Source organism: Micromonospora sp. NPDC005257, assembly GCF_042872445.1.
GTDB lineage: Bacteria > Actinomycetota > Actinomycetes > Mycobacteriales > Micromonosporaceae > Micromonospora.
In genome coordinates this window covers 263225-276223 of the sequence record NZ_JBIAKL010000001.1, presented here as the reverse complement: position 1 = coordinate 276223, position 12999 = coordinate 263225, and the positions used below count along the sequence as shown (strand labels likewise).

Sequence of the window (12999 nt, the reverse complement as noted above, 5' to 3'; positions counted from 1 at the left end):
CGCCGCGACCGTGCGAAGCGGCGGGCCGCCGCCACCTGGAGGAACCATGACCGACAGCACCGAGCCGCTCGGCTCGCTGCTGCGCCGGATGATGCGCGGCGACGCCCCGATCGAGCAGGTGCAGTCCGCGCTGCGCGGCTCCCGGCTCGACCTCGCGATGAACGGCGACGGCCGCCCGCTCGTCGTCACCTCCTTCGACGACGTACGGTGCGTGGCCGTGGCCACCTCGGCCGAGGAGCGGGCGCGTACCTTCGCGCCGGAGTGGCGCCCGGTCGAGACGGCCGAGCTGGCCGAGCTGCTCCCGGACGGCATCGACGTCCTGGTCGACCCGGGCGGCCCCGAGCCGGTACGGCTGGCCGCCGCGCTCGTCTGGCACGCGCTCCTGCTCGCGGACGAGGACACCGGATGAGCGACGAGGAGTTCCTGTTCCTGCTCGACCCGGAATGGCCGGCGGGCGAAGAGGACGGCGAACCGCCGTTCGAGGCGGTCCTCGGCGGGTGGCAGGTGGGTGAGGACGGCGAGGTGGGCGAGTTCCGGCACAACCCGGACTACCTCCCCCACTTCCCGGACTCCCCCACCGACCCGGTGGACGCGCTGCTGCGCCTGATCGCCGCCGGTGCGGCCCAGCCGGCGCACCTGCCGGCGGTGCTGCGCGCGTCCACCCTGCACCTGGCGGTGAACGGCGACGGGCGGCCACTCGTCGTGCCGGTCGAAGACGACGAGCGGTGCGTGGTGGTCGCCACCGGCGAGCCGCACCGGGAGCGGGTGCCCGCCCCCGGCTGGCGGCTGCTGGACCTGCCGGAACTGGTTGCCGTGGCCGGTGAACGCGACGCGCTCGTCAACCCCGGCGGCACCGCGCCGGCCCGGCTGGCCGCCGCCTTCCTGCGCGAGACGGCGGCGACGCGATGAGCGCCGGCCCGCTGCACCTGCTCTGCCTGCGCGCCGCCGGCCGGATCCCGGACCGGGAACTCGCCGACCTGCGCGCACGGCTCGCCCGCGGTGACCGGGGCGCCTGCGCGGCCGGGCTGCTCGGCGCGTTCCCGCAGTCCGCGGCCGAGATCGCGACACTGACCGCGCTGCTGCCCCCGGAGACGCCGCTGCTGCCCGGCCCGGCGGCGGACGAGGACGTGGACGCCGACCCGGCGGCGGTGTTCATCCCGTTCCCGCCGGCCGACCTGCCGCTGTACGCGACGGCCGCGCCGCCGGTGGTGGACGAGACAGCGGGCGGCACCGTGGACGGCCTCGACCGGGTGCTGCTCGACGTGCTGGACCCGGCGCACACCGCCGGGGTGTGGCGCTGCTGGCGGCTCACGCCGGGACCGGACGACACGGTGGACGCGGTGCGCGTCTACCTGGTCGAGGCGACGGCGCCCGACGACGAGCTGCCCGTGATCGCCGACCGGGGGCAGCGGGTCCTCGCCGACGCCGGGCACGCCGCGCCGGTCGAGGTCTACCGGCACGACCTGCCGCTGCCCGCGTACCAGTGGGCGGCCCGATCGCGGTCCGCGCTGATCTGGGCCCCGGAACCGCCCGTCGAGGTACGCCTGGCCGCCGACGGGGACGCGCTGATGCCGGTCGACGACGACGAGGTAGCGCCGTTCGTCACCCACCTGCGGTCCACGCCCGCCCTGACCGCGCACCTGCGTACCGACGGCGTGTGGGTCTGGCCGGCCGACGTGGCCGACCGGCTGCTCGACGAGGGCGCGCTGGCCGACGAGGGTCTGCTGTGGCACCTGCGGCGGTGCCGGGCCGATCCGCCCGCGCCGGCCGGCGCGGTCGCCGTCCACCGGGCGTTCGCCACGCTGGTACGCGCCGGAGCGCTCTGACGGGTGCACGAACGGCCCCGGTCGCGGTGTCTCTCGGGCACGAGCCCCGGCGTCGCGCGGCGCTCCCGGCGGCCGGCGTGGTCGAATGCCGACACCCGCCGACGAGGACCCGAGGAGGCCGGGGATGACGGACCAGGACCACCTGCACACCGAGCTGCTGCACCTCGGCGGCCGGGTGCCGGACGCGCTGCTCGCCGAGGCGCGGCTTCGGCTCGCCGACACCGGCACGGTGATCCTGCCCGAGCCGCCCGGCCCGGTCGACCTGCCGTTCACGTTCGCGTCGGCCGTACCGAATCCGCGTGTCTTCGGCGGGCGGGTGCCGCCGCTGGCCGACCTGACCGGCCGCGAGGGCCTGATGGACGACACCGACCGGGTCGCCGTCGCCGCCGCGCGGCAGCAGCCCGGCGCGGTGGCGCTGTGGCGCGGATGGCGGATCGCCCCGGAGTGGGCCGCGGCGGTGATCCCGCCCGCGCCGGTCTACCTGCTGGAGACGGACGGGCCGCAGGCCGTGACGGCGGCGACCGTGATGCGGGCGCTGGCCGCGGCCGGGATCTCGGCGCCGCTGGTCGAGGTGTACCGGCCCGGCGACAAGCTGCCGCCGTACTCCGCGGCGGCCCGCCGGTCCGGCGCGCTGCTCTGGGCCGACCGGGACACCGCGCCGCCGCGGATCGCCCGCGTCTTCGACGAGGTGGACGATGACGGGGCACGCTTCGCGCCGGACCACGAACGGCTCTCCGGCACCGATCTCGCCCGGGCGGCCACGTACCTCGACGCGGGCACACCGGTGCTCGCCACCACCGCACGCGGTCCCGACGTGGTGGAGCCCGAACGCGGGCGGGTCGTCCCGATGACCTACCGCACCGACGGGCGGTGGCTCTGGCCCGAGTCCGTCACCTACTACCTCCAGGAGTACGGCCTGGCGCCGGAGCCGGACCTGCTGGCCCACATCCGGTCGCGCGGCGGGCTGCCGCCGGTCACCGACCCCGCCGACGAGCACCGCGCGCTGGCGCTGCTGTTCCAGTCGTACGCCCTCGTCCCGGCGGAGGCGGAGGCGGAGGCGTGACGATCTTCGTGGCGATCGCGTCCTACCGGGACCCGGAACTCGTGCCGACGGTGCTGGACTGCCTGGGCAAGGCGGCGCACCCGGAGGACGTCCGCATCGCGGTGTGCTGGCAGCACCTGGGCGACGAGGACATCTCCGCCATCCGGGACCTGCCACAGGTCGACGTGCAGGAGCACGACGCCCGGGACAGCCGTGGCGCCTGCTGGGCCCGGGACCGGACGTTCCAGCGGTACGACGGCGAGGACTGGCTGTTGCAGGTGGACAGCCACACCCGGTTCGCGCCGGACTGGGACGTCCGGCTGATCCGGATGGCGCGGGAGACCGGTGCGGCGAAGCCGATCCTGACCGCGTACCCGCCGAGCTACGAGCCCGACCAGGAGTTCACCGGCGCGGGCGCGCCCGCCGAGATCGTCGTCAGCGACTGGACGACGTTCGGCGTGCCGGTCTTCGGCCAGCGTCTGATCGAGGGAGCAGCGCCCGGCGTACCGCCCAAGCCGGCACTGTTCCTGGCCGCCGGGTTCCTCTTCGCGCCCGGCTCGTTCGTCACCGAGGTGCCCTACGACCCGGGCATCTACTTCCACGGCGAGGAGATCACCCTGGCGCTGCGCGCCTTCACGTGGGGTTACGACCTGTTCCACCCCACCGAGGTGCTGACCTGGCACTACTACATCCGGCAGGACCGGCCGCGGCACTGGAGCGACCACGTCGAGTCCGACTGGGCCCGCTACGAGGAGCTGAGCCGCCGCCGGGTGCTCTACATGCTGCACACCCCGCCGGCCGACCGGCTCGGCATCGGGCCGGTACGCACCCTGGAGCAGTTCGTGGCGCACACCGGCTGCAACTTCACCCGGCGCACCTGGACCGACATGCTGGCCCAGGAACTCGTGCTGCTCTGATCAGTTCCCCCGCGCCGGCTCACCGGCCCCGCTCGACCAGCGGGTCTCGACGATGGCGGTGGCGAGCCGGGCCAGCTCCGGATGCTGCCGCGCGTACGACGTGACGTGCTCGGCCAGCTCGTACTGGGACTGCCACCGGACCTTCCCGGCCCGGACCAGCGCCCGGTCCAGCGCGAGCGGGTCGCCGCGCAGGTGACGCCGGACGTCCACCAGGACACCGGTGAGCGACTGCTCCTGCTCGTCGGTGCCGGGCAGCGCCGTCACCATGGCCGGCAGCGCGGCCACCGTGTCGTCGTCCATGCCCGGCACCAGGCCGATGAGCGCCTTCTCTCGCGCCTCCGCGCGGGTCTCGGCCAGGTACGCCATCCCCGCCTCGTCGGCGGCCAGGTGCCGCAGCGCGGGGTCGCGGCTCAACTCCGCCACCGCCGCCGTCACGTCCGGCCCGGCACCGGCCGCAACGGCGTCGCCGGGAGCGGTGTCATCGGCATCGGTGTCGACGGCATCCATGACGGCCGGGCCGCCGAGGTCCGGGTCGGTGACGGCCGGGCCGGTTCGGGCCGGATCCGCGACGGCCGGGCCGGCGAGGGCCGGATCGGCGCCCCTCCGGACGGTGACCGGGGCGGCCACGGCCGGATCGGTCCGGGTCGCGGCGAGGTCCGTCCTGCCGGTGTGGACGGACGGCGGTGCCGTCTCGGCCCCGGCGGGTGCCGCCTCCGGCCGCCCGGCACCGCTCCGCGCCGACCGGCGGGCGCGCAGACCCAGCAGCAGGGCGGCGAGCGCCGCCAGCCCGGCGAGCGCCAGCAACGCCGCCCGGCGGCCGATCCCGGTGGTGGAGCCGGACGCCTGCTCGGCCGCCTGCGCTCGGGGCGCCTCCTCGGGCAGCACCGCGGTGACGGAGGCGGTCAGGTCGATCTCCGGCGCGACGCCACCGGTGGTCTTCGCGGTCTTCAGCACCCGGTTGCGGACCAGCGCCGGGTCGAGGTCCGGGTACGCCGACCGGATCAGCGCCGCCTGCCCGGCCACGTACGCGACGGCGAGGTGCGTGCCGGTGCCGTTCACCGGCCGCGCGCCGGCGATGCCGAGGCTGGTCACGTCGACGCCGGGCGCCATCACGTCCACGCCGCCGGACCGGTAGCGCTCGGCCGTGCCCCCGTCCGGCCCGATCCCGCCGACGCGCAGCACGGCGTCGTGCAGTGGCACGTCCGGGTCCGGCGGCGCCGCCTCGCCGGCGGCGCCCACCACGACCACCGCGCCCTTGTCGACCGCGTCGTTCACGGCGGACACCACCTCGGCCTGACCGAGGTCCACCTGCGGCCCGAGCGCGATGACCGAGGCGCCGGAGCCGACGGCCGCCCGGATCCCCGCGACGCTCGCCGCGGTCGAGGCGCCCGGCGTCCGGCCCGCCACCCGGACGGGCATGACCGCCGCGTCCGGCGCGACCCCGGCCACCGCCGATCCCTTCACCGGCTGCGCCACGATCAGACCGGCCATCGCCGTACCGGTGCCGAGACAGTCGGTGTCACCGCGGGCGCCGCCGGCCGCCCGGTCGACGCCTGTCGTCACGCGGCCCGCGAGTGAGGGCAGGCTGCCGGCGACGCCGGAGTCGACGACGGCCACGAGCTGGTCCCGGCCCCGGCTGTGCGGCCACGCCTGGTCCGCGGCGACGCGCAGGCCGGCCCACTGTGACTGAGCACGCGCCGTCGCGGCGGTGCGGCACCCCTTCGGCGGGCGGACAGCCGCGTCGCCGTCGGCGGCCGGTTGCCGCCCGGCCGGCGTGGACGCGCCGGGTGCCGGCTTCGCCGCCGGCGGGACGCCCTGGCGGACCTCGCTGCCGTACGCGTCCCACGGCAGCACGAGCACCCAGCCGGCCCGGAGCCGGGAGGCGTCGGTCAGGGTGGCGCCGTCCGGCTGGATCCGGCCGGTGTTGAGGGCGAACAGCTCGGCGGCTCGCGAGCCGTCGCCGAGGAACCGCTCCGCGATCTCGGTGAGGTTCTCCGGCTCGCCCTGGTGGGTCGCCTCGACCGTGTAGTACTTGACCTGGTCACCGTCGGCGCGGGCCGCCTGGGCGAGCGGGGCCAGCGCGAGCACTGCCACCGCGACGACGGCGGCGAGCGAGGCCCGGACCACCGCCGGTGCGGTCCGGGTCACCCGCCACCACCACAGGTGCCGGCGCTGGTCACGGGCGTGGTCGCCGCGGTACCGCGAACGCCGGGCGTCCGAACCATCAGTCATCGATCCACTCTTGAGCCCGGTCGAGAAGACTGTCCTTACCAGACGGGCAGGCTAGCACCGCCGACTCCCGACGCACGGCGGCGGTGCACCGGTGGGGACGCTCCAGTCGAGTACGCGGTCATCCGCGGAGGGCCTACCTCCTCCGCGGATGTGCCGGATTCACCGCTCCGGTGTCACTGTCCGAAGCTGCCCGAGGCCTTGGCGCTCTCCGCGGCGGCCAGCATCCGCCCGATCGCCGTCTTCCGCCGGTTGACCACACCGGCGAAGTTCACCAGGATCCCCATGTACACGGCTGTCTCCGAGGCCCACATCTCCAACCGGGAGCCCCCGCCCGGGTGTGGTTCGATGTCGATGGACATGGTGATCCCACCTCGGATTCCACGCCGCCGCATATTGATCATTCCCGGTCCGTTCGTGCCGGTCCACAACACAGCGCGGGGACCACCGAAGGCTCCTCGTACGACCTCGGCGGCCAGGGCGGAATCGCACGTGGTGTCGACGATCGTGGTCGCGGTGGCGTTCCGCGTCTCGATGAACTGCCAGACGAGAACGCCGATCAGTGCGGCCACGATGCCGAAGCAGACTAGTCCTTCCACGGTGTTCATTCCCTTCTTGCGATCGGATGAAGTCGTCGCCGACTTCGGGTTCAGCCGCGCTCTGCGCGGATCTGCTGGAGCCGTTGCTGCTCGTAGCCGGTGAGCAGGGCGACCGGAAGCCCTCGCGCGGCCTTGAAGGCGATGCCCGCGTCGATCAGCGGCAACGCCGCGGGCATCGTCAGCGCGTCACCGCTGAACATCTCCCAGACGAGCCGGGCCGCACCGAAGGTGGCGAAGCCGCCCTGGTCGTCGGCGACGAGGTCACCCAGGGCGGCCAGGAAGCCCTCCCGGTCGCTGGTCGCGTACCGGTACAGCGATCCGACGCGTTCCCACATGCTGCTGTCGTCGATCCCGCTGCCGTGCACGTCGAACGAGTACCGGCCGAAGAGGTCGAGCCACCGCACCATGTCGTCCGGAAACGGCGAGCTGGGCGGTCGTCGGACGAATGCCATGCCACCTGCTGACGGACAGCTGTCAGTCAGCAGGGCGCGTCCGGGCAGGAATCGCCGCCAGGGCGGCTCTCTGTCCGCTGCGATTCCCGGCACACCCGCCAAGGCGTCCTAGGAGGCTGATGTGCCGGGCGACGCGGCGCCGACAGCGAGCGGCCGCTACGTCACGGGCAGGGCCCGCCCGCGCAGACGTCGATCACCTTGCCGGTGAGCAGGAAAACCGCCTTCTGCCGCTGGGCGCCGGGCTGGGCGCGCGGGAACTCGTGCGAGTCCTCGCCGTACTCCGGTCCTGCGGGTGCGAGGTTCGTCGTCGGCGGCGCGTACGCCGCCCCGCTGTTCCACACCACCATCGCCGAGCCCGCGTACGGGTACCCGCGGATCGGCGCGATGCCCCAGAACGGGCGCACGTCCGGTGACCAGCCGTCGACGAGCGCCGGGGCGTGCAGGCGGGCGCCGACGGTACGCGCCTGCACCTCCGCCGCGGCGGTCGAGACCTGCTGGTCGGCGAAGGCCACATGCATCAGCACCCGGTGCGCCGGGGTACGCGGCAGCGGCCGGTCGGTCATGTGCTGGGCGTACCCGTTGGCCTCGGACCGGTCCCACAGCATCTGCAGCAGCGCCAGGATCAGCTGCTGGTCGATCTTGTCCGGGTAGTAGCCGTCCATGATCGTCTGGAACGGGGCGAAGTCGACGCTGCGTTGCAGCAGCGTGGAGTAGTTCATCGCGGGCACGCCGAGCACCGAACGGGTCCAGTCCTGGGCGATGGCGGTGAGCGCGCCGCCGTTGATGCCGCCCTGGCTGTTGCCGTCGTAGTGCAGCCCGCCGGCCACGTCGATCAGCGGCCGCCCGGCGGCGTCGCGGAACGCCGGGTGGGCGGCGAACCCGTGGCGGTGGATCATTGTCCGGCCCAGGAAGAGGAAGTTCAGGAAGCTCTGCTGGAGCCGGTCGGCCACCGCCGGGAAGGCGCTGAGGTCGGTGAAGGCTCCCGCCACGTACGGGACGTCGGCGGCGGCCATGCCGATCCAGCTCGTCGCGCAGAAGGTGAAGTCGTACGTCTGCGACATGGTCTTGACGTTGCCGGCGTTGATCTCGGTCGGCCGGCCGAGCAGGCCGTGGCCGTAGAGCGAGAGGTGCGCGGGTCGCGCGGCGGACGCGCCGCGCGGGATGTTGCAGACGAAGTCGGCGGCCACCGTCGTGCCGGACGGTGTGGGCAGCGCGTTCGGCGTCGGCGGGGTGCCGTCGCCGCCGGGCGGCCCGTAGTGCAGCCGGGAGCCGGGACCGCCGTCGCCGGTCAGGTAGGACGGCACCGCGACCGTGCCGGTCACCTGCCGGGCGATCAGCGGGTCCTGCTCCGGCGTGTAGTCGGTGACCTGCGAGACGGTGAACCCGGGCGCGCGGCGGCCGAGCGCGGCGAACGCGCTGTCCCGGACCGCCAGCATCCGCCCGGTCAGGCCGTGCCGGCTGGCCACCGTGAAGTCCCAGGCCAGGTAGAGGCTGTGCCGCTTGACGCCGGCCCGGGTCAGGTCGGCGAGGATCCGCTTCATCTGCGGCGCGCGTGGGTCCAGCCGGTCCAGGCCGGCGCCGGTCACGTACGTCCGGAACGCCTTCGGCGCCGGGATGAGCGCGCCGTCGCCGTCGCGCAGCCCACGCAGGCCGACCACGTACCGGGCGCCCTCGGTCAGCGCCACCGCCGGCCGGATGATCAACGTCTGCCGATCCGGGTTGCCCGCGGCGTGCGCGTCCAGTTCCGCCCAGTACGGCGTACGCCTGCCGGTGCGGGCGTCGAGCAGCACGATCGGCGCGTCCGGCGCCAGCGACCGGCCGACGTCGGTGACCGGCGCGATCCGCGTCCGCGCGGCGTCGAGACCGGGTACGCGCGCCAGGATCGGCGAGCCGGGGCTGAACCCGTCCTGCCGGTTCCACTCGGCCGGGTCGATCGGCACGCCGAGCACGTTCGCGGGCATCGCGGAGGCCGCGATGCGGACCCGCTTGCCGGTCGGGGTGCTGCGGTCCGGGACGGTGAAGTAGTCGTTCGGGAACGGCAGCAGGCAGGCCGCCGGGTCGATCGGGTCGCAGGACCGCTGCCCGGCCGGTGCGGGAGGCGCGGACGGCGCGGCGGCGGCGCCGGAGCCGAGCAGCACGGCCGAGGCGGTCACCAGCGCGGACACGGCGAGACGGAGCCGTCGAGGTGTGCGCACGCGCGTCTCCTTCGACATCGGACGGTGGCGGGTGGTGTTCTTCCTACGCCCGTGAACGGATCTCGGCAAGGGTCTGGCCGGTGGCGGCACGCTCCCTCGGGACCTCCGGCTTGTCCTGGCCGAACTGGGTGCGGTACAGCTCCTGGTACCGTCCGCCGGCGGCGAGCAGGTCACCGTGCCGGCCGCGTTCGACGACGCGCCCACCCTCGATCACGAGGATCTCGTCGGCCGTACGGACGGTGGACAGCCGGTGCGCGATGACCACACTCGTCCGGCCGGTCAGGGCCTCGGCGAGGGCGTCCTGCACGGCGGCCTCCGAGGTGGAGTCCAGGTGCGCCGTCGCCTCGTCGAGGATGACCACCCGGGGACGGGCCAGCAGGAGCCGCGCGATGGTGAGCCGCTGACGTTCCCCGCCGGAGAGCCGGTATCCACGTTCCCCCACGACGGTGTCGAGCCCGTCCGGCAGCGACCGGATCAGGGCGTCGAGGCGGGCCCGCCGCAGGACGTCCCACATCTCGTCCTCGGTCGCGTCCGGCCGGGCGAACGCCAGGTTGGCGCGGATGCTCTCGTGGAACAGGTGCCCGTCCTGCGTGACCACGCCGAGCGCCGCCCGCACCGACTCGGTAGACAGGTCCCGGACGTCGACGTCGGCGAGCTTCACGGCACCGTGCTCGACGTCGTACAGACGCGGTACGAGCTGGGCGATCGTCGACTTGCCGGCCCCGGAGGAGCCGACCAGGGCGACCATCCGGCCCGCCTCCACGCGGAACGACACGTCGTGCAGCACCTCCTCACCGCCGCGCGTGTCGAGCTTCGCGACATCCTCCAGGGACGCGAGCGACACCTTGTCGGCCGACGGGTAGCCGAACCGGACGCTGTCGAACTCGACGGCGACCGGCCCGTCGGGAAGCGGGCGTGCGCCGGGCCGGTCGACGATCAGCGGTTTGAGATCCAGGACCTCGAAGACCCGCTCGAAGCTCACCAGCGCGCTCATCACCTCGACCCGGGCGCTCGCGAGCGACGTCAACGGCGCGTAGAGGCGCGACAGGAGCAGCGCGAGCGCGACCACCGTGCCGGCGTCGAGGCTGCCCCGCAGGGCGTACACGCCACCGAGCCCGTACACCAGGGCCAGGGCCAGCGAGCCGACGACGGTGAGCGCGGTGATGAAGACCCACTGGAGCATGGCGGCGCGAACACCGATGTCGCGGACCCGCCGCGCCCGGGCCGCGAACTCGGCCGACTCCTCGGCCGGGCGCCCGTACAGCTTGACGAGCGTCGCGCCGGGCGCCGAGAAGCGTTCGGTCATCCGGTTGCTCATGGCGGCGTTGTGCTCCGCCGCCTCGCGCTGCAGGCGGGCGAGCCGGGACCCCATCCGGCGTGCGGGCAGGACGAAGACCGGCAGCAGGACCAGCGCCAGCAGCGTGATCCGCCAGGAGAAGCTCAGCATGACCGCCAGGGTCAGGAGCAGCGTGACAGCGTTACCGGCCACTGTCGACAAGGTGTCGCTGAAGGCCCGCTGAGCGCCGATCACGTCGTTGTTCAGGCGGCTGACCAGCGCGCCCGTACGGGTCCGGGTGAAGAACGCGACAGGCATGCGCTGGACGTGGTCGAAGACCGCCGTCCGTAGCTGGACGATGAGGCCCTCCCCGATGGTGGCGGACAGGTACCGGGTCAACAGCCCCAGGCCGGCCTCGGCCAGCGCGATCACGGCGATCAGCGCCGCCAGCCGCACCACGACGCCGCTGTCGGCGCCGCTGACGATCGCGTCGACCACCCGCCCGGCCAGCACCGGCGCCGCCACAGTGAGGACCGCCGTCACCACGCTCAAGAGCAGGAACCTGACGATCAGGTTACGGTGTGGCCGGGCGAACCCGGCGACGCGCCGTAGCGTCGCCCGGGACAGCGGCCGCTCATCCTGCGCGTTGAGGGCGTGGTGCAGGGACGTCCACGCTGTCACTTCCATGCTCATGCCGTACCTCCGCGAGGAGGCTAGAACCTCACGTCCGCTTGAGGTCAAGCCACCGCGCCGGTCACCGGCCCGGCGCCGCCGCGACGTCCACGCTGTCCGCACGCGGCTCGCCCGGCCCGTCCGGCGACGTGCCCAGGGCGGCCGCCAGCTCCCGTCCGGCCACCTCGGCGCCGCTGGCCGCCGCGAGGGCGAACACGAACCGGTCCGGCCGCAGCACCACCAGCCCGGCGCGGTGCCGCCGGAACCATCCGTCCAGCACACCGTCGGCGTCGACGACCTCGACCCGGTCCGGCCGGGCGTCGCCCGGCAGCGCGGCCACCGGGGTGCCCGCCGGGTGGACGGCGACGAACCGCACCGGCAGCCCCTGCCACAGCGGTCCGGGCGGACTGTCCACCGCGGCGGGACCGAGCACGGCGAAGCCGTCGCCGAGCGCCTCGTCGAGCAGGCGCTCGCCGGGCGAACCCGGGATGAGCACGCGCGGCTGGGGGAACATGGTCCCGACCACGCCGTCCCGTCGCCCGCCCGTCATCAGGCCCCGCCGGTACGCCGGCACCGGCTTGAACTCGAAGCGCTCCACGAACCGCCGTACCCGGGGAATCGTCTGGACCGCCCGCAGCGCGGTGTCGCGCAACGCGGCGGTGAGCCGGTTACGGGCCAGGAAGACGCGCCCCAGCCGGACGCTGGTCTGTGCCATCTCCACCGTGTGCGGGCGCCGCTCGGTCTCGTACGTGTCGAGCACGGTGGCGTCGGCGGCGCCGGACAGCACCAGTGCCAGCTTCCACGACAGGTTCGCCGCGTCGCGCAGGCCGCTGCACAGGCCCTGGCCCATGAACGGGGGCATCTGGTGGGCGGCGTCGCCGAGCAGGAACACCCGTCCCTCCCGCCACCGCTGGGCGATGAGGTGGTGGAAGGCGTAGACCACCGCGCGGGTGACGGCGAACCGCTCCGGGTCGACGTACGGGGAGACGAGCGCGGCGATGCTCTCCGGCCGCCGCATGTGCGCCTCGGTCTCGCCCGGGCGCAGCATGAACTCCATCCGGTAGCTGCCCGCCGCGCCGGGCGACACGAACGCCGGGCGCTGCCAGTCGCAGACGAACGTGGTGTCCGGCACCCGTACCGCCTCGGGCGGCACGTCACCGGAGACGGCCAGCCACGGCTCGGCGTAGCTCGCCCCGGACAGCGGGATACGGACGGCGGCGCGGGTGGCGCTGCGGGCGCCGTCACAGCCGAGCACATAGCGGGCGCGGACCGCGCGCCGCTGGCCGGTGTCCACGTCGGACAACAGCAGTGTCACGCCGTCCTCGTCCTGGGTGAGGCCGACCAGTTCGGTGCCGAGCGCGAGCTGGACGTGCGGGAAGCGGTCCAACCCGGCGCGCAGCGTCCGTTCCAGTCGCGGCTGGTCGAAGAAGCGCAGCGGCGCGTGCCCGTACCCGAAATCCGTCTCGGACAGCTTCATCCGGGCGAAGGTCCGGCCCGCGCGGTTGACGTACTCGACGAGCGGCGGCGCGATCGTGGAGTCGCGGACCTCGTCGAGCAGGCCGGCCTGCTGGTAGATGCGCAGCGCCTCGTCGTCGCAGGAGAAGGCCCGCGGCTGACCGTGCGGGGCCGCGCTGCGTTCGACGACGAGCGTGCTGACGCCGCGCGCGCCGAGCAGGTTGGCGGTGAGCGCGCCCACCGGCCCGCAGCCGATCACGGCGACCTCGACCTCCGGCTGAACTGATCCCATCGCTGGTGCCCTTCGACGCGTGCTCCCGGACGGCTCCGGCCGTC

At 74.4% G+C, this 12999-nt stretch carries 11 protein-coding genes; 5 read left to right on the top strand and 6 right to left on the bottom strand.

The window, feature by feature from the left end; translation table 11 throughout:
- Nucleotides 1-46 precede the first annotated feature (46 nt).
- From ACFYO8_RS01135 to ACFYO8_RS01115, 5 genes are all read left to right on the top strand, one after another.
- Nucleotides 47-409, top strand: a complete 363-nt coding sequence (locus ACFYO8_RS01135; protein ID WP_355095956.1) for a type VII secretion system-associated protein — start codon at nucleotides 47-49, stop codon at nucleotides 407-409.
- Complete coding sequence (locus ACFYO8_RS01130) at nucleotides 406-909, top strand: type VII secretion system-associated protein (RefSeq protein ID WP_355095954.1); 504 nt, start codon at nucleotides 406-408, stop codon at nucleotides 907-909. Before ACFYO8_RS01135 ends, ACFYO8_RS01130 begins: the two co-directional genes overlap by 4 nt.
- On the top strand, nucleotides 906-1826 hold the full coding sequence (locus tag ACFYO8_RS01125) for a hypothetical protein (protein WP_387188653.1): 921 nt from the start codon (nucleotides 906-908) through the stop codon (nucleotides 1824-1826). Before ACFYO8_RS01130 ends, ACFYO8_RS01125 begins: the two co-directional genes overlap by 4 nt.
- A 124-nt stretch (nucleotides 1827-1950) precedes the next feature.
- A complete protein-coding gene (locus tag ACFYO8_RS01120) occupies nucleotides 1951-2889 on the top strand; it encodes a hypothetical protein (RefSeq protein WP_387256624.1) in 939 nt (312 codons plus the stop codon).
- Nucleotides 2886-3785 carry a GlcNAc-transferase family protein gene (locus tag ACFYO8_RS01115; protein WP_354864185.1) on the top strand — a complete coding sequence of 300 codons (900 nt, stop codon included), beginning with the start codon at nucleotides 2886-2888 and terminating at the stop codon, nucleotides 3783-3785. Before ACFYO8_RS01120 ends, ACFYO8_RS01115 begins: the two co-directional genes overlap by 4 nt.
- On the opposite strand, the gene ACFYO8_RS01110 is transcribed toward ACFYO8_RS01115, so the two are convergent.
- The 6 genes from ACFYO8_RS01110 to ACFYO8_RS01085 form a co-directional block, all read right to left on the bottom strand.
- Nucleotides 3786-6017, bottom strand: a complete 2232-nt coding sequence (locus ACFYO8_RS01110) for a S8 family serine peptidase (protein WP_387256623.1) — start codon at nucleotides 6015-6017, stop codon at nucleotides 3786-3788.
- 173 nt (nucleotides 6018-6190) lie between these two features.
- Entirely contained in the window at nucleotides 6191-6622 is a 432-nt protein-coding gene (locus ACFYO8_RS01105) for a hypothetical protein (protein WP_387256622.1), read from the bottom strand.
- A gap of 41 nt (nucleotides 6623-6663) precedes the next feature.
- Nucleotides 6664-7065, bottom strand: a complete 402-nt coding sequence (locus ACFYO8_RS01100) for a hypothetical protein (protein ID WP_387256621.1) — start codon at nucleotides 7063-7065, stop codon at nucleotides 6664-6666.
- Nucleotides 7066-7226: 161 nt separating this feature from the next.
- A complete protein-coding gene (locus ACFYO8_RS01095) occupies nucleotides 7227-9260 on the bottom strand; it encodes a hypothetical protein (protein ID WP_355047398.1) in 2034 nt (677 codons plus the stop codon).
- Between the two features lie 43 nt (nucleotides 9261-9303).
- Nucleotides 9304-11229 (bottom strand): ABC transporter ATP-binding protein, encoded by a 1926-nt coding sequence (locus tag ACFYO8_RS01090; RefSeq protein WP_355047397.1) that lies wholly within the window; start codon nucleotides 11227-11229, stop codon nucleotides 9304-9306.
- Between the two features lie 61 nt (nucleotides 11230-11290).
- Nucleotides 11291-12955 carry a bifunctional 3-(3-hydroxy-phenyl)propionate/3-hydroxycinnamic acid hydroxylase gene (locus ACFYO8_RS01085; RefSeq protein ID WP_354864200.1) on the bottom strand — a complete coding sequence of 555 codons (1665 nt, stop codon included), beginning with the start codon at nucleotides 12953-12955 and terminating at the stop codon, nucleotides 11291-11293.
- Nucleotides 12956-12999: the final 44 nt, after the last annotated feature.